The organism is Lysinibacillus sp. NPDC097195, assembly GCF_044762075.1.
Classification (GTDB): Bacteria; Bacillota; Bacilli; order Bacillales_A; family Planococcaceae; genus Lysinibacillus.
Map to the genome: position 1 here is coordinate 1,437,194 of NZ_JBIWDP010000001.1, position 17,318 is coordinate 1,454,511.

Below are 17,318 nucleotides of genomic sequence, written 5' to 3' on the forward strand. Positions count from 1 at the left end.
GCTATCAAAAAAACCTGTAAAGATTCATACGATTATTGAACCGGTGAATAGAATGTGGTACACTCAGTGAACGCCTATATAGGAGTGAGCAATATGATTCAATTTTCTAATCCACAAAAGCAAATATTTTTTTATAAGAAACCTTTGACTTAAAACAAGTCAAAGGTTTTTGTTGCTTCTAGGAAAGATTTTTATCGGAGGTATACATTTATGAATCAAAGCACAAATTCCAACGCTTCAATTGTAGCGGGTTGGATAAGTTTAATAAGCAACATCGTGTTAACCATTTTAAAAATTGTAGTGGGTACGCTTTTCCATAGTCCTGTGTTGCTAGCAGATGGCTATCATAATGCAGGTGATGTTATCGCAAGTGGTGCCGCTTTAACATCGATGCGTATTTCCAAACGCCCTGCTGACGAAGATCATCCGTACGGACATGGTAAAGCGGAAGTCATCAGTTCAGCAATTGTCGGGATTATTTTAATCATCGCTGCATTTTATATTGCGTATGAATCAATCAAAGCTTTTTTTCAGGAACCAGAAAAAGCAAGCTTAATTGCTTTTATTACCGCCATTATTTCACTCGTTTGGAAGCTTATTTTATACTTCTATACGATTAAAATTGGCAAAAGAACAAACAGTAAAGGTTTAATTGCGACTGCCTATGACCATTTGGCAGATGTCTACGCTTCAATTGCTGCTGTTCTGGGTATTGGGCTGGCACTTGTTGGGGAACATTTCCATATTTCCATCCTTACATATGGGGATCCAATCGCTGGTATCATAGTAACGATTTTAGTGTTTAAACTGGCATATGGTATGTTATTAGAGGCAATCGACACCCTAATGGAGAAAAGTGTCAGCCGAGAAACACTGGATAATTTCGAAATGTTAATACGAACAATACCAGAGGTAAAACGTATTGATCGTCTCCGTGCTCGAGAGCATGGTCATTATGTATTGGTAGATCTTCGTGTCAGTGTACCTGGCGAACTAACTATTCAAGAAGGTCATGATATTATCCGCAAAATTAAGAAAACGATAATGGCGCAGCATCAAAATGTAGAAGAAGTACTGATTCACTTAAACCCTTGGTACGACAATCTTAAATAGGCACAAAATAAACACCTCCTAACGTTTAGGAGGTGTTTTACTGTAATCAAATGATTTCTTACATTCAAAAAGATAGTGGGTTATGCCTTATACTATGTGCATGTTGATTTCCGTTACGAGTTGCTCGCTTTCCGCGGGCGTGGCTTAAGCCTCCTCCGCTGCGCTGCGTGCGGGGTCTTAAGTCTCACGCTTGTCCCGCAGGAGTCGAGCAACCCTTCACTACAATCAACTAGTAAAGCCTATACCAATGTGCTAAAAACGCCTGAAGTAAAAATTAATTTACCACGTTCCTGCGTAGTAATCTGCATGACTAGAGAACTCTGTGAGGAGTGTTTTTAGATAAAAAATAATAATGTAATCACGAACACAATTATTGCAGACATACTATTTGGTACATTAAGTCGGAGTGCTCTTATTATACAGATAAGCCCTCAATAAAAGCTTCAATCTCTTGCTTTGTTTTACGGTCCTTACTAACAAAGCGGCCCACTTCATTGCCTTGATTGAAAGCTACAAAGCTCGGAATGCCAAATACATTTAATTCGATACATTGGTCGATAAATTGATCACGGTCAATCTTAACAAAATGATAATGACTATATTTTTCTTCTATTTCAGGCATTATCGGATCGATGAATCGGCAATCCCCACACCAATCTGCTGAAAAAACAAATAGTGTACGCTCCCCTTTTTTTAGTTCTTCAAATTGCTCAATCGTTTGTAAATTTTCCACCTATAAATCTCCTTTAAAACTATTTTATTTTTCTAATAATAACATATATTTATCACCATCTGGGCAAATAAAGCATTCACTATTATTGCTTTTTACATCTCTGTTCCATTAGTTGTGCCATTTGTTGTGAATTGGGGGTTTCTTCATTTTTTAATTGGGACACAATGTGTCCATAATCTACTTCATTTCGATTCTGGCTTAATTTATAGGCGGCCTGTATCTTATCTACCTTTATTTTAAACCCAACGATACCTTTCATTTCAGTTTCTAACAGCTCTGGAGAAATTGTATCCCAGAGTACAGGTTTCTCTCTATGCTTTTCATACTTTTCTAATAGCATTGTTAAATCGTCGACTAATACGTCTTTTTCTAAAATAGTTGCTTGTCCATAAATATGAACAGCCTGATAATTCCAAGTTGGCACATTTTCGTGTGTATACCAGGATGAAGAAATATACGCATGCGCTCCCTGAAACATAACGAGTACATCTCCACAAGTTTCAAAAGTTCTCCATTGCGGATTGCCATATGCCATATGTCCAGTTAAGTATGCATCATCACCTTTTTTATGCAACATTACTGGTAGGTGTGTAGCAATAGGTGTTCCTTGTTTTGTTGTCACAAGTGTAGCGAAAGAATTTGCTTGAATAAAATCTTCAATTTCACGAACATTCGTAACTTTATAGTATTTAGGAATATACATTATAGCCCTCCTTTACTTAAGTTTTTTTGTCATAATGATATCCATTTGTTCTTCATCACCCATATAAAATGAATGCGCGCCCGTTTGGACAAAACCTATTTTTTCATAAAAACAAATGGCATTGTCATTCTTCTCCCAAACGCCTAGCCAAATGTTTTTCTTGTTTTGTTCTCCGGCAATGTCTATCGCTTTATCAATTAAGTATTTTCCAAGCCCTTTTCTTTGAAACTTATTTCTTATATAAATTCGCTCAATTTCAAGGAAGTCATCCCCCATTGTTTCTGATTGAGAATCGTCTACATTTACTTTTAAATAGCCCGCAACTTCTTTATCATACAAAATAAAATAAAATTGTGAAGAACGATTCGCTAATTCAGACTCTAGTTGTTCAATAGTAAATGCTCGATCCAAATAGGTCTTCATATTTTCAGGTGAATTTTGATTGCTAAATGTATCATTGAACGTTTCAATACTTATTTCTTGGAGTACATGAACATCTTCCATTTTACACTTGATGATTTTTACAGACATTTTATTACAACCCCTTCTATTAATACTCTCTCTTATTGCCCTTTTTCACAAACTCCCAATCTACTTCTACATTTTTCCGAACTCGTTGTAGAAGCAACAAAATTGTTGCCGCTTCATTTTCTGAAAATCCTGCTAATGCCACTCGATTAGAATGATCATTTTCTCTTTTAATAATTGGAAAAATCGCTTTGCCTTTTTCTGTTGGAAAGAGTTTTTTTATTTTTTTGTTATAGTCGTCCTCTTTCTTTTCAATAAAGTGATTCATCTCTAGTTTTTTTATCGCACGAGCCACTGTTGTTCGATCTACTTTAATCATCTCTGCTAGCTTTTCTTGTATAATACCTGGATTTTCACAAATTCGTACAAGATATAAATACTGTCCTTTTGTCAGGTCATATTCTTTAAATTCAATATTACTAATAGAATCTAACGCTCTTGCAATCATACCAATTTCACGAAGAATATCTTCCATAAATTATCTCCTCCGGTTTTTTATTGCAAATGCAACAAAAAGTATATATATTAAATGTAATCTATTTTTGTTGCAAATACAACAAAAATAACGCTGAGAAGGAGGTCAAAAAGTGTGAAATATAGCTTTTATGTATTTGGAATATTACTTTTAACACTTGGTATTGCATTCACTATTCAATCTAATCTTGGTACGTCCCCTTTCGATGCACTGCTAGTAGGATTATCAATACATGTAGGACTTACTGTCGGGAGTTGGGAAATAATTATTGCTGTACTATTAATATGCTGTAACGCCATATTAGCAAAACAAAGACCAGAGTTTTTAGGATTAATTACAGCCTTTATTACAGGCTTAGGTATTGATATATGGTTATTTTTATTACATAATTTGTTAACCCCTGATCTATGGTATAGCAAAACAATTTGTTTTGCTATTGGTTTAGTTATTATCGGCTTAGGTACTGCAACCTATTTGCAAACAAATTTTGCACCGATTCCAGTTGATCGATTAACCTTGATCATACAACAATTAACGAAAAGAAATTTATTTTTTGCGCGAACATCTATTTACCTGTTGTTTTTACTATTAGCAATGCTATTTAAAGGGCCAATCGGAGTTGGCACATTGTTAACAGTAAGTTTCGGTGGCATAATTCTTAATTTCTTTATGCCCATTACAAAAAGATTTATAGATGGCGCTTTACAGGATACTACTACATTTAGCGAAGAATAGTTGCCATTCATTACAAAGAAAATGCTCGCCCTTATCAACTTTATTATGGCGAGCATTTTGTCTGAAGTTTTGTTAATTTAAGAAGCAATAATAACTTATACCATGAAAATTGGACTTTATTAAAACTCTTTTTCTTTGTTCTCCAATTAATTTAGCAAAAACCGTAACAATATGATGAAACATCTCAAACTTATTGTAAAAATAACCACAATAAGGATGAATTTTTTTAAACTAGCTTTTATAATAGAAGGAGAGAAGACAAAGAGGTGAACGATTTGTTAGATGGTTGGTTTTTATGGTTTATTTTATTTTGGGTAGTTGTCCTTATATCATTAATGGCAATTGGCGGATTTTTTATGTTCCGCAAATTTTTAAAGGCTTTACCAAAACAAGATGGTAAATCAGATTTAGATTGGCAGGAATTTTACTTAGATAAAACGATTCATCTTTGGGGACAACCTGAGAAAGAACTTCTATATGAGCTAGTAAGCCCAGTTCCTGAGTTATTTAGACAAGTCGCGAAAGAAAAAATTGCGGGTAAAATTGGGGAACTTGCTTTAGAAGAGAAAGCTAAAGCTATCGACCATGATTTAATTATTCGTGGCTATATACAAGCTACGCCCAAACGTGATCATAAATTTTTACGCAAAAAATTAGATCAACTGCAAATAGATGTCTCTCCGTACGAACATCTTTTTGAATAATTGTATGCATTAAAGCTGCACATAAACTGATTATAGTGGAAGGCGGCGACTCCAGCGGGAACGCACGCATAGTAAGACGCAACTAACCGCGCGTTGGCGAGGGTTGTGGCTTATGATGTGGCTGAGGAATGCATCCACCTGCAACGGAAATCAATGGCCATAGCAACTATTCTTATTTAAGAAAGCCGCACTCTGTAAAAAGTGCGGCTTTTAATATTATTTAAATAAATAATCTAGTGCTTGATAATCTTGCTGGTAGCGCCCACCGTCTGCCACTTCTGCATGGTACAGTGCCTTTAATGCATAATTTTTTTGCAAATCCATATCTGCCATCAGCTCTTTTAGTCGATCATGTAATTCACGGTTTTCCTTTACTAGCTGTTGCATCTGTGGTTTAAAATATTTCATGTCGTAAACTCCTCAATTTTTAACGTGCTTCCTAGTATACCACGATTCGTGATTAATTGTGCTTGTTGTAGGGCGAAATTGCAGGATATCTTCGTCTTTGTGACTATAAAAAAACTACAACAGCATAAATGCTATTGTAGTTTCTTTTCCTTACATACTTTTTAGTGGAATCGTTTTTTTGATTTTTTTAAATTGAACCAGCATTGCAATGCGCCATGGTACTAACATAGCAAATGCTAAAATCCAAAACATGCCTGCTAACTCACCGACATCTATTGTGCTACTTAATATCATTTTTGCAACAATACGGAATATTAACAGTCCAACTAAAATAAATACAAACGCTTTTGAACGTTTTAAATAAATATCCTGACCTTTTACTTCAAATTTAGAAGTAGCAATTAAAATTGTCGAGAACACTACGCCTACAGCAGCTGCTTCTAAAATTTGCATAGGTGGTACTCGAAATTGTGCAAATAAAAACATTAAGGCACCTGAAGACATTGCAATCGGCGGAATAATAATTTTCTTCTCATTTGTAGGTTTTTTGGAAGCTCGCATACGTACTACCATAACGAAGCTACCCATTATAATGGCCATTATAGTCGAACCTATAACATAGTAGTGAGAAGGGATATTGCTTAACATAAAAAATCCTCCTCTGATGTTAAATTAGCAATTTTGACCAACTAATTGGTCAGCAATAGCCCTTAATCTTTCCGGTTCGAAAGGCTTCGTTATAAAATCTTTCGCACCACTTTCAAGCGCTTCTACAATTAATTTTTGTTGCCCTAAAGCTGTAATCATGACAATTTTTGCATTAGGGAATTCTGGGATGATTCGTTTTACAGCGGCTATTCCTGTCATAACAGGCATTGTTACATCCATCGTTACAAGATCTGGTTGTAACGCTCGATACATTTCTACAGCTTCTTTACCATTCACTGCATTGCCGATTACTTCATAACCCCACTCATTAAACATATTACTGATTGTAACACGCATAAATAGCGTATCATCCACTACTAAAACTGTAGGCACGTGTTCATCTCCCTCCACGTTAAAGTACGGTATGCCCTATAGTTTAGCAGATTAGAAGCCAATAAATCCACCGAAAATAGGCTGTAATAGTCGCGTGATATATGTTAAACCATCAAAGAATAACAATATCCCTACGGCAATCATAATATAGCCGCCGACTTTTACGATTTTTTGGCTATGTTTGCGAATCCAATTCATACGGGAAATGAAGAAAGATAATACAAAGAATGGAATCGCAAAACCTAAATAGTAAGCAAACATATAGCTAAAACCGGAAGAAGGATTTGCTCCGGCTAACGTAATAATGGACATTAAAATCGGACCGGTACACGGTGTCCACCCCGCTGCAAATGCAATACCGATTAAAACCGACCCTACATAGCCGGACGGTCGATTTTTAAATTGAAATTTACGATCTTTCATTAAGAAATCAATTTGTAGTAATCCCACAATCATTAAACCAAAAATAACAATTAATATAGCGCCCACTTGACGCAATAATGTTTGATAATTGAGGAAAAACTCTCTAGCTAACGATGCACCAAGACCAATCATGATAAAAATAATCGAAAATCCTAGTAAAAAGAATAGCGTATGCAAAATCGCACGTTTTTGCAGCATGCCGCGTTCAGATTTTAGCTCATCTAAAGTCATCCCCGTTATGTATGATAAAAAGGCAGGATACAGTGGGAGTGTACATGGTGAAATGAAGCTTAAAAAACCTGCTCCAAACGCTAAAAATACGTTAATGTCAGTTTCCATATTTTACATTCTCTCCTTAAGTTACTGCCTCCATCGTACCAAAAAATAATGGAAATTGCGCCATTTAAGCTTGTGAACGTTTCATGAAAATCGCTATGTTGTGAAAAGTACTTCTGAATTATGCGCCCACATCTTTTTTCTGTCAACGAAATGCCCAGGTCAATAGAGAAAAGTGTTAGATTGGCTGACATCAACCTAACACTTTGTGTTACGCTATCGAAGTCCAAATACCTTTTACTAAAACGTGTAAGACTCCTTATGTTTTTCAAGGGTTTTATGGAATCATCCAAGCAAGGACCGTACTTTGTAAGAACGTTAAAATACAAATAAATAACAGCAGCATCACACTATATTTTAAAGCAAAGCGTAGCAGTTCTGATTCTCTCCCAACAAGACCAACCGCTGCTGCTGCCACGGCGATAGACTGTGGGGAAATCATTTTCCCAGTTACGCCACCTGAAGCATTTGCAGCAAGTGCTAACACTGGTTCCATACCAACAGATTCAGCTGTAACTTGCTGTAGCTTAGCAAACAATACATTTGAAGATGTGTCTGATCCTGTAATGAATACACCGAGCCAACCTAGTACAGGAGAGAAGAACGGGAATAACACGCCTGTTTTCGCTAAAACCAATGCAAGTGTTGTCATCATCCCTGCTGTATTTGTGACATAGGCATACCCCACTACACTACAAATCGTAATGAGCGGAAATTTAATCTCATTCAATGTTTCAAAGAATGTTTTGCCCCATTCGTTCCACGACACGTTAAAAATAAATTTAGATACGACTGCAGCCAATAATATGGCTGTTCCGGCAGCGCCTAACAGTTCCAGTTTATAAAACGCCGCGATTGGCTCCCCTGTTGCGCCACTTAACACTTGATTATGTAAAAGTGGTACTTCTGCTGTAAAAGTCACTGCTTGTCCTATAAAGTTTACAGCTTTTAAAATAAAATTTGCGCCTTCATAATTTCCGATTAAAGCACTTTTAATAGCCGGTATGCCCCAACACGAAATAAAGGCTGTTAAAATGATGAATGGTGACCAAGCCTTGACGATTGTAGCCCCGCTATAGGATTCTTTTTTTGCCCCTGCCTCAATTGTTACTTCACGTTCTGAAGCAAAACGATAAATCGTTTTTGGTTGCCAAAATCTCATAAAAACAGCTAGTGCAAAGAGTGAAACTAATGCAGATAAAACATCCGGTAATTCAGGGCCTAAAAAATTTGAACTCAAATATTGTGTAGCAGCAAATGAAATACCCGACACTAAAATAGCTGGCATTACTTCCCAAGCTTTTTTAAACCCAGTCATTATTAAAACTAAAAAGAATGGAATAAATACTGCTAAAAACGGTAATTGTCGCCCAACCATTTTTGAAATTTCAAATGCGGCAATACCTGTTGGCCCTTCCATTGCCGTTATCGGAACCCCAATAGCACCAAATGCAACGGGCGCCGTATTCGCAATTAAACAAAGACCTGCTGCATACAGCGGGTTAAAACCAAGCCCTACTAATAGCGCGGCAGAAATGGCAACCGGTGCCCCAAATCCAGCAGCCCCTTCTAAAAACGCCCCGAATGAAAACGCTACCAATAATGCTTGAATCCGTCGGTCTTCAGTAATTGATAACACTGAATGACGAATTATATGAAAATTCCCTGTTTTTACAGTGATATTGTATAAAAAAACAGAAGTGATAATAATCCACCCTATAGGTAATAAACCGTAAACAGCCCCCTGTGTTGCGGACATTATGGCCGTCCCAACTGGCACTTTAAATGCAATAGTCGCTAAAATTAAGGAAACAAGTAAAGTCGTTAAGCCCGCCATATAGCCCTTCATTTTTTTAATTGCTAAAGCCCAGAAAAAATAAAGAATAGGGATAACTGCGACAATTGCAGACCAAGTTAAACTACCCCCAACAGCTGTAAAATTTTGTGTAAATGTCAAATTACATACCCCCAATTATTATTTCTCGCAAATACATGACAGTAGGTATCAGCAACTCATGATTCTCTGTTGTTTTAAGTGATAAGCATGCAGTCTACTCAGCAGCCAAGCTGTTCGCCTATCACTCACCATTAACCTTTGTCAAACTATTGTAGAAACTACAAATGAAGTTATCCACTAACTAACACCTACCAATTATTACACCCATTTAATATTCTATAACACCTCCCCGCAAAAAGATTAGGTCATCTGATGACTATATGTTAAAATTATATGAACTATAATTTAAAAATTCAATATTTTTTGTTTACAAAATTATTTTTGCTTTCACTAATACCTAATAGACATTGCTTCCCGTGATGGAAAATTTTAAGTATCCCTTTATTCAGTGAGGTATATTTTCATTCATCATGTATAATAAAATTATATTGTAGAGCCATCGATTGAGATGAATGAGGTGTAGCATCTTGGAATTAAAGAAAATAAAACAGAAAAAAATATATGAAGAAGTATCAGAAATGCTCTATGAAAAAATACGTGCAGGCGACCTAAAGCCTGGGGATCGTCTTGATTCGGTAGAGCAACTTGCTGAACAATTACAAGTTAGCAGGTCTGCCATCAGAGAAGCCTTATCCGCTCTAAAAGCGATGGGTTTAATTGAAATCAAACAAGGGTCTGGAACATTTGTAAAGAACATGCCAGCCAAACAACTGGATTTCCCTCTGTCAACCCTATCGTTAACAAACAAAAACGATGTTTCAGACTTATTAAAAGTACGAAAAATTATTGAGGTCGGGGCTGCTGCTAGCGCTGCTATTCATCGGACTGAAGAAGATATACAAGTGATGCTGCGCATTCTCGATGACATGAAGCTTGCACAAGGTGATGAAGAATTAGGTGAAAAAGCCGATTATCAATTTCACGCAGCAATCTCAGCAGCTTCTCAAAACCCCCTACTAGCGTCAATTTTAGATCAAGTATCTGGTCTAATGATTGAAACAATGAAAGAAACACGCCGCATTTGGTTATATTCGAAAAAAACAACAAGTGAAAAGTTATATGATGAACATATGCAAATCTTTCTGGCAATTAAACAACAAAATGAAGAATTAGCGAAACACGCAATGGCCTCTCATTTAAGTAACGTAGAGGACGTTTTAATGCAATATTTTGAGACAACTGAACGATAAAGATAATGTAGCTGTCTAGATGATGGGCAGCTACTATTTTTTTGAAAATTATAAATTAATACTTTCAACATTCTAAAAGGTTGTAGTATTATTAAAGCAATCTATTTACATACAAAGTCATCAGATGACCAGTTGATTAAGAATAGGAATAATCACAAAAGGAGCGATGAGCGTGAAAGTTACACTGTTTGCGACTTGTTTAGTCGATATGTTTCAAGGTGATGTAGGAAAAGCGGTTGTCGAAGTATTAGAGAGACTTGGCTGCGATATCGACTTCCCAGAAAATCAAATATGCTGTGGCCAACCTGCCTATAATAGTGGTTACGTACAAGAATCGAAAAATGCGATGAAAAAAATGATTACTGCATTTGAACATGCGGAGTATGTTGTCTCCCCTTCTGGCTCATGCGCCTATATGTTTAAAGAATACCCTGAAGTATTTAAAGGAGATGCTATTTGGGAGCCGAAAGCCCAAGCACTAGCTGATAAAACTTATGAATTCACTGAATTTATTGTAGAAGTTTTACAAGTAGAAGATGTCGGGGCTCATTTACAAGGGACAGCAACATTTCACACTTCTTGCCATATGACGCGATTACTAGGAGTGAAAGAAGCCCCTATCAAATTATTAAGTCATGTAAAAGGCTTACAATATGTAGAACTGCCCGGGAAAGACCGCTGTTGTGGATTTGGCGGCACTTTCTCAGTAAAAATGGGCAATATTTCTGGAGAAATGGTTAATGAAAAAGTACAAAATGTGGAAGAAACAGAAGCTGATATTTTAATTGGTGCGGATGCTGGGTGTCTAATCAATATCGGTGGTCGAATTGAGCGACAAGGAAAACCAATTAAAGTTATGCATATTGCGGAAGTACTAAACTGCCGCTAATTTGCTTCAGAGGAGGATAATCAAATGGCAATGAAAACAAGCGATGATAGGTTTAATAAGCGAGTAACGAAAGAGCTAGAAAATACCTTTATGCGCGGTGCGGTATCAAGTGCCCAAGAGCGCTTTCAAACGCGTCGCTTACAACAAGCGGATGAGCTTGGCAATTGGGAAGAATGGCGTTCCCATGGTGAGGAAATTCGACAGCATGTCTTAGCCAATTTAGATTATTACTTATATCAACTTAGTGAAAATGTGGCTAAGCGTGGCGGTCATGTGTATTTCGCCAAAACTGCTCAAGAAGCGACGAGCTATATTCAACAAATTGCACAAGAAAAGCAAGCTAAAAAAATTGTCAAATCCAAATCGATGGTAACAGAAGAAATCAATTTAAACCCAGCCCTTGAACAACTTGGTTGTGAGGTAATTGAGACTGACCTTGGTGAATATATATTGCAAGTTGGTGATCATGAACCACCTTCCCACATCGTCGTACCTGCATTGCATAAAAATAAAGAGCAAATTCGCGATGTTTTTAAAGAAAAACAGGGCTATGACAAAACCGAAAAACCGGAAGAACTAGCCCTTTACGTTCGTGAAAAATTGCGCAATGAGTATTTAACAGCGGATATTGGCATTACCGGTTGTAATTTCGCTATTGCTGAAAGCGGCTCCATCACACTAGTGACAAATGAAGGTAATGCAGATTTAGTAACTGCATTACCTAAAACACAAATTACCGTAATGGGTATGGAGCGCATTGTTCCTACGTTCGAAGAAATGGAAGTACTTGTTAGCTTATTAACAAGAAGTGCCGTTGGGCAAAAATTGACAAGTTATATTACAACGTTAACTGGGGTAAAAGATGAAGGTGATACAGATGGACCGGAAGAATTCCATTTAGTCATTGTCGACAACGGGCGCTCAGATATTTTAGGTGGCGAATTCCAACCTATTTTGCAATGCATTCGCTGTGCAGCATGTGTAAACGCCTGCCCTGTTTACCGTCATGTAGGTGGTCATACTTACGGTTCAATTTACTCAGGCCCTGTCGGAGTTGTGTTGTCGCCTTTGTTAGGAGGATATGATGATTTCAAGGAGTTGCCATATGCTTCTACTTTGTGTGGAGCTTGTACAGATGCTTGTCCTGTCAAAATTCCATTGCATCAACTGATTCATCGACATCGTCAAGTTATAGTGGAAAATGAAGGGAAAGCTCCAGTGTCTGAAAAACTACTGATGAAGGCATTCGGCTTAGGTGCTTCCTCCCCTACTTTATACAAAATGGCATCGAAAATGGCATCACCAGCCATGTCGCCTTTTACGAAAGATAATAAAATTTCAAAAGGGCCAGGTCCTTTAAAAGCGTGGACAGAAGCTAGAGATTTCCCGGCTCCGAATAGAGAAAATTTCCGTAGCTGGTTTAACAACCGTACAAAAGGAGGTTCTGAATAATGGCAGGAAGCATTGTTAATAGAGATTCATTTTTATCGAATATTGCCAAGCAACTCGGTCGAGCGCCCATTACACAACTGACAAAACCGGATTGGCAATTCCAACCACAGGACCGTGTGTTAAAAGATGCTACAAAAGATGAACTCGTTGCTGTCCTTGAACAGCAATGTAAAAATATTAATACAAACATGATTGTTACGACAACAGCCAATCTTGCAACCGATTTACAAAAAGTCGTAGATCAGTATGGTGGTCGCTCCGTCATTACTTGGCAAGATGAACGCTTTGCACAATATGGTTTAGATCAATTAATGCAAACACAATGGCCACAAGCTGATATCGAACTTTATGTATGGGATGAAACACAGCCAGCAGAAAATATTCGACAAGCGGAAAAAGCCAATATTGGTATTACTATTAGTGAAATGACATTAGCTGAATCGGGTACGGCCGTTTTATTTAGCGACAAACATAAAGGAAGATCAGTGAGCTTTTTACCCGAAAAATCGATTATTTTAATTCCTAAAAGTACGATTGTTCCACGCATCACTCAAGCAGCTCGATGGATTAGCCAAAAAGTTCAAAATGGTGAACATATTGCTTCCTGTATTAATTTTATTACGGGCCCGAGTAACTCTGCAGATATTGAAATGATTCTTATCGTTGGTGTACATGGTCCAATCAAAGCAACCTATATTGTCATCGAAGATCAATAAAATCAAATAACAGGCATGCTTAAAGAACCGATGCATGCCTGTTTTTTTGCTGTTCAAAATCTAGAAAACGCCACGAAATCTCTCGTTGATGCTTTTAGCCCTCCCTGTATGGTTAGCATACTACCTTTCTGTAATAAGTTCGCTACTCTGTGCTGTCTGCTTAGCATCGTAATGTTCTGGATGAGCTTCTTTTAGGACCGCTGTGCGCAGTAAGACCAGCGTTATAACGACGATAATGGCACTCGTTACAAGTAAAATACCTGTTGCTGGTAACATATCATAAAGCACGCCATACACAAGCATGCCAATTGGCATCATGGACATCGCCATCGTTTCCATTAGTCCAAATACCCTTCCTCGATATTCCTCAGTAATAAGCTTTTGCATAAAAACACCTAGAGGCATATTGACGCCAATCTCAAAAATGGCAAATATGAAAAATAAGCCAATATAAAAGGCAACAATCATGGAATATGAAAGATTTGTCACTAAAGGTACAACCGCAAATACTAGGCTACTAGATAGCAATAATAAGCTTATTTTTGAAAAACGAAGTGGCACTTTAATTTCAGCTCGAGTGGCAAAATAGATGGAAGCTACTAGCATGCCAAGTGCACCTGACGCTTCAATAAATCCAAAATGATTGGCCTTGACCTTTAGTACTTCAATGATGATAAACGTTCCACCAACTACTATTGCTGAGAAAAATAAATTAATCCACAAAGACAGCCACATGACCACTTTGATTACCTTGTGTTTTTTAATATAGTGAAAACCCCCAACAAGCCCTTGCCACATCTTCTCCTTTTTAGCATTTTCCACCCGCGTACTGTATAGGTTAAAATTCATCGTTGCTTCTAAGCCAAAGGCAATGGTATAAGCTACCATATGGACAATTAGAAATACTTCCATTGAGAAAAAGCCATACATCATTCCCCCAATAACTGGTCCACCTACCGCCGCAACAGACATTGACATTTGATTAAACGACATCGCACGTTGTAAACGTTCGGGATTTACCAGTGTTGCAATGGCTGATGTAAACGTTACCCCCGAAAATGCTGAACAAAGCGTATAAAATACTGTTGTCACATAAATTGCATTGACTGACATACCAACGGTCTCTGTATACAACAATAGACCTGCCATCGTCAAGATAGTTCCAGCTTGCGCCAATAATATTGTGCGCTTCTTTGGATAATTATCAGCTACATAACCTGCTAATGGTGCAACGAGTGCCCTAGGTAATATCGAACAAATCATATTTGTAGCAAAGCTTGTTGCAGATCCTGTCATCGCTAAAATATACAAGCTAATTCCAAAAGACAACACTTGGGTCCCTAACATAGCAATCATTTTACTGGCTGTAAAAGTCCATAAATGATAGGTTGCCTTTTTATATTTTGACGCTTCATTCATCAAAAAACCCCTCGCTTTTTAATTAAATTTAAAAGTTTAATTTTATTAAACAAAATATACCACAACTTCCACTTTCCATGCAAGAAAAAGTTTAATATAATTAAACAAAGAGATGTGTCGTTGTTTTGCGAAAATGTATAGACTTTATGAAGTTTAGTTATTATTGTTAATAATGAAAGAAAGGATGCGAGGCAGTGGATTCTTTAGGTGCACGGATACGTAAACTACGAAAAGAACGAAAATTAACATTAGAGGCACTTGCTGCCGATCGTCTAACAAAAGGCATGCTCAGTCAAATAGAAAATGATAAAGCGAAACCCTCAATGGAAAGCCTTGATTATATTGCGGAACGCCTAGGTGTGAAAACAAGTGAATTACTTGAACAAGTAGCATCATCTGATATACGGCATCTGTTAGAACAAGCAGAAAACATGTTTGCCGGGGTAACATATGGAGACGTGGACAACCACCAGCAAATCGTTGATGTTATTCACCCATACATAGACGATTTACCTCTTAGCTATGAAGCGGGGCGTTTGTTATATATTTATGCTTATGCGCAGTATGTGGTTGGTTGCACAACATGGGAACAACCGCTTCAACAAGCGCGGCAAATTTTTAAAGAAATCAATTTGTGGAGCCATTGGTTTAAAACTTTTATACTCCAGCTTGGCATTTTTTCAGAAAATCGTCGCTATAATGACGCCTATCACTGTATTTTACAAGTGAAAGAAGAAATTGAGCGAGAGAACTATCAGTTGGATTCTCGTGACAAAGGGAAAGTGGCTTATTACATCAGCATCTTTCAGCTAGCCATTGGTGAGCATGAAGCAGGTAAACAATTAATTAACGAAACGATTGCATATGCCCATCAAAATCAACTATTTTCTCATATTGATGATTTATACCGAATTGGTGCCTACTGCGCCATGATAGATGGTGATTTCCAGCAGGCTGACCATATGATGATGAAGCTAGAGCAGTATCGTATTTTTGTTGAACAGGCTAATGTAGATGCCTTTATATACGTCTTAAAAGCCCATTATTATAACAATTATAAAAAAAATTATGAACAAGCATTAATTGCAATTGAACATTTCAATACCCTTACTGATTCAGCGAAGCTTGATAAGAACTTTTATTACGCTGAAAAGGGAAAAGCTCTATATCTACTCGGTCGTTATACGGATGCACATAAGGTATTTAAGCAATTTACAGAGATTCCAATTTTAGTTACGCACCCTTATGATTTGCTGAGTATGAATGAATGCTTATCCTATAAAGCGCTTTGCTATGCCCATTTTGGTGAACTTACATCTGCCTATGAAATTGCTAAACAAGCCTATATGGATTCCATTGATTTAATTGACCTACCTTATAAACAAAAAATTGAAGAAACGTATTATGCGATTAAAGATCAAATTGACACTAGACACTATTGAAGATAATAATCAGAAAGGACTTGTAGAAAATTCTACAAGTCCTTTTCATTACGCAGATTTATGATGCGCTTTTCTAATTTCTATAATTTTTGAACCGGAGAACAATAATAAGGCTACCCAAATAATACTGAATGCCAGTAACTCCACTTGACTGAAAGGTTCCTTATAAAGCACCACACCCAATATTAATACGATTGTCGGCGCGACATATTGGATAAAGCCCAATAGGTACAGCGGAATATTCTGAGCACCTTTAGCAAATAAAACTAATGGCACAGCCGTAACGATACCGCTAACAATCATTAACACATCTGTATGGATGTTGACATGTAAAAATGATGCTTGGTTTGTTGAAAATAAATAAACATAATAACCTAGTGCAAACGGTAGAATAAACATGGTTTCAATCGCTAATCCTCTTGTTGCATCTAATGTAATTTTCTTTTTCAATACCCCGTAAATAGCGAACGACAGGGCAATAAGAATAGCGACCCAAGGCACCGTACCATAGTTGACCGTTAATATAATAACCGCAATAAATGCAATAGCTGTGGCAACCCATTGAGCACGACTTAACGTCTCTTTAAAGAAGACAACCCCAAAAATAACGGACAATAATGGATTAATATAATAGCCAAGACTTGTCTCAATTAAATGTTCGTGCGTTACAGCCCAAATATATAAATACCAGTTCATTGAAATAACAAAAGAAGCACAAGCTAACTGCCAAAAGTTTTTCTGATGTGTCCATAAATATTTTAAATCTGCTAGTAAATCTTTCCGCATTCCAAAAAGTATGACTGCTAGCACTGTAAAGACGAAGGACCAAATAACACGTCCTAATAAAATTTCCATACTTGGCACATGCTCAAGCAGTTTCCAATAAAGTGGGAATGCTCCCCAAATAGCATAGGCTATAAACGCTGCCCATACCCCTTTTTTCTCATTTGACATTGTCTTAAATTCTCCTACTCTTCTTAAATCAATTGCGACACTCTCGCAATGTCACAACTATAACATTCAATCATAATGTGAAAGAATAGACTAATTATAG

Annotated in this window: 19 protein-coding genes; 8 read left to right on the forward strand and 11 right to left on the reverse strand. The window is 37.1% G+C overall.

Translation table 11 applies throughout. The features are described from left to right. Positions 1-210 precede the first annotated feature (210 nt). On the forward strand, positions 211-1,113 hold the full coding sequence (locus tag ACIQXI_RS07435) for a cation diffusion facilitator family transporter (RefSeq protein ID WP_402923072.1): 903 nt from the start codon (positions 211-213) through the stop codon (positions 1,111-1,113). Between the two features lie 415 nt (positions 1,114-1,528). Here ACIQXI_RS07435 and ACIQXI_RS07440 read toward each other — a convergent pair whose 3' ends face one another. The 4 genes from ACIQXI_RS07440 to ACIQXI_RS07455 all read right to left on the reverse strand — a co-directional run bounded on the left by ACIQXI_RS07440 (position 1,529) and on the right by ACIQXI_RS07455 (position 3,552). Continuing rightward, positions 1,529-1,846, reverse strand: coding sequence for a thioredoxin family protein (locus ACIQXI_RS07440; protein WP_402923074.1), 318 nt, complete (start codon positions 1,844-1,846; stop codon positions 1,529-1,531). Between the two features lie 82 nt (positions 1,847-1,928). After that, positions 1,929-2,549 carry an FMN-binding negative transcriptional regulator gene (locus ACIQXI_RS07445; RefSeq protein WP_402923076.1) on the reverse strand — a complete coding sequence of 207 codons (621 nt, stop codon included), beginning with the start codon at positions 2,547-2,549 and terminating at the stop codon, positions 1,929-1,931. A 12-nt stretch (positions 2,550-2,561) separates the two neighbouring features. Continuing rightward, the gene (paiA, locus tag ACIQXI_RS07450; RefSeq protein WP_402923078.1) at positions 2,562-3,080 is read right to left on the reverse strand and encodes a spermidine/spermine N(1)-acetyltransferase; all 519 of its coding nucleotides are present in this window, start codon (positions 3,078-3,080) and stop codon (positions 2,562-2,564) included. Positions 3,081-3,099: 19 nt separating this feature from the next. Beyond that, positions 3,100-3,552: a MarR family winged helix-turn-helix transcriptional regulator gene (locus ACIQXI_RS07455; protein WP_402923080.1), complete on the reverse strand. Its 453-nt coding sequence runs from the start codon at positions 3,550-3,552 to the stop codon at positions 3,100-3,102. Between the two features lie 114 nt (positions 3,553-3,666). Between ACIQXI_RS07455 and ACIQXI_RS07460 the strand changes: the two genes are divergently transcribed. Beyond that, entirely contained in the window at positions 3,667-4,287 is a 621-nt protein-coding gene (locus tag ACIQXI_RS07460; protein WP_402923082.1) for a YczE/YyaS/YitT family protein, read from the forward strand. Positions 4,288-4,562: 275 nt separating this feature from the next. Then, positions 4,563-4,991 (forward strand): DUF2621 domain-containing protein, encoded by a 429-nt coding sequence (locus tag ACIQXI_RS07465; RefSeq protein WP_402925707.1) that lies wholly within the window; start codon positions 4,563-4,565, stop codon positions 4,989-4,991. Positions 4,992-5,207: 216 nt separating this feature from the next. Here the strand turns inward: ACIQXI_RS07465 and ACIQXI_RS07470 are convergent, their stop codons facing one another. The 5 genes from ACIQXI_RS07470 to ACIQXI_RS07490 all read right to left on the reverse strand — a co-directional run bounded on the left by ACIQXI_RS07470 (position 5,208) and on the right by ACIQXI_RS07490 (position 9,156). Beyond that, positions 5,208-5,399: a hypothetical protein gene (locus ACIQXI_RS07470; protein ID WP_402923084.1), complete on the reverse strand. Its 192-nt coding sequence runs from the start codon at positions 5,397-5,399 to the stop codon at positions 5,208-5,210. A gap of 150 nt (positions 5,400-5,549) precedes the next feature. After that, positions 5,550-6,047 carry a CcdC family protein gene (locus ACIQXI_RS07475; protein WP_402923085.1) on the reverse strand — a complete coding sequence of 166 codons (498 nt, stop codon included), beginning with the start codon at positions 6,045-6,047 and terminating at the stop codon, positions 5,550-5,552. A gap of 24 nt (positions 6,048-6,071) precedes the next feature. Further along, positions 6,072-6,458 (reverse strand): response regulator, encoded by a 387-nt coding sequence (locus ACIQXI_RS07480; RefSeq protein WP_402923087.1) that lies wholly within the window; start codon positions 6,456-6,458, stop codon positions 6,072-6,074. A 33-nt stretch (positions 6,459-6,491) separates the two neighbouring features. Further along, positions 6,492-7,202, reverse strand: a complete 711-nt coding sequence (locus tag ACIQXI_RS07485) for a cytochrome c biogenesis CcdA family protein (protein WP_402923089.1) — start codon at positions 7,200-7,202, stop codon at positions 6,492-6,494. A 274-nt stretch (positions 7,203-7,476) separates the two neighbouring features. Beyond that, entirely contained in the window at positions 7,477-9,156 is a 1,680-nt protein-coding gene (locus ACIQXI_RS07490) for an L-lactate permease (protein ID WP_402923090.1), read from the reverse strand. Positions 9,157-9,623: 467 nt separating this feature from the next. Here ACIQXI_RS07490 and ACIQXI_RS07495 point away from each other — a divergent pair, with 467 nt between their 5' ends. The 4 genes from ACIQXI_RS07495 to ACIQXI_RS07510 all read left to right on the forward strand — a co-directional run bounded on the left by ACIQXI_RS07495 (position 9,624) and on the right by ACIQXI_RS07510 (position 13,403). Then, positions 9,624-10,346: a FadR/GntR family transcriptional regulator gene (locus tag ACIQXI_RS07495; protein ID WP_402923092.1), complete on the forward strand. Its 723-nt coding sequence runs from the start codon at positions 9,624-9,626 to the stop codon at positions 10,344-10,346. A gap of 172 nt (positions 10,347-10,518) precedes the next feature. Then, positions 10,519-11,235, forward strand: coding sequence for a (Fe-S)-binding protein (locus ACIQXI_RS07500; protein ID WP_402923094.1), 717 nt, complete (start codon positions 10,519-10,521; stop codon positions 11,233-11,235). A gap of 24 nt (positions 11,236-11,259) precedes the next feature. Continuing rightward, positions 11,260-12,687, forward strand: a complete 1,428-nt coding sequence (locus tag ACIQXI_RS07505; RefSeq protein WP_402923096.1) for a LutB/LldF family L-lactate oxidation iron-sulfur protein — start codon at positions 11,260-11,262, stop codon at positions 12,685-12,687. Beyond that, the gene (locus tag ACIQXI_RS07510) at positions 12,687-13,403 is read left to right on the forward strand and encodes a LutC/YkgG family protein (RefSeq protein WP_402923098.1); all 717 of its coding nucleotides are present in this window, start codon (positions 12,687-12,689) and stop codon (positions 13,401-13,403) included. The genes ACIQXI_RS07505 and ACIQXI_RS07510 overlap by 1 nt, the downstream gene beginning before the upstream one ends. A 120-nt stretch (positions 13,404-13,523) precedes the next feature. Here the strand turns inward: ACIQXI_RS07510 and ACIQXI_RS07515 are convergent, their stop codons facing one another. Then, positions 13,524-14,822: an MFS transporter gene (locus ACIQXI_RS07515; protein WP_402923100.1), complete on the reverse strand. Its 1,299-nt coding sequence runs from the start codon at positions 14,820-14,822 to the stop codon at positions 13,524-13,526. A gap of 194 nt (positions 14,823-15,016) precedes the next feature. On the opposite strand from ACIQXI_RS07515, the gene ACIQXI_RS07520 reads away from it, so the two are divergent. Then, on the forward strand, positions 15,017-16,264 hold the full coding sequence (locus tag ACIQXI_RS07520) for a helix-turn-helix domain-containing protein (protein ID WP_402923102.1): 1,248 nt from the start codon (positions 15,017-15,019) through the stop codon (positions 16,262-16,264). Between the two features lie 48 nt (positions 16,265-16,312). On the opposite strand, the gene rarD is transcribed toward ACIQXI_RS07520, so the two are convergent. Further along, positions 16,313-17,218: an EamA family transporter RarD gene (gene rarD, locus ACIQXI_RS07525; RefSeq protein WP_402923103.1), complete on the reverse strand. Its 906-nt coding sequence runs from the start codon at positions 17,216-17,218 to the stop codon at positions 16,313-16,315. Positions 17,219-17,318 lie beyond the last annotated feature (100 nt).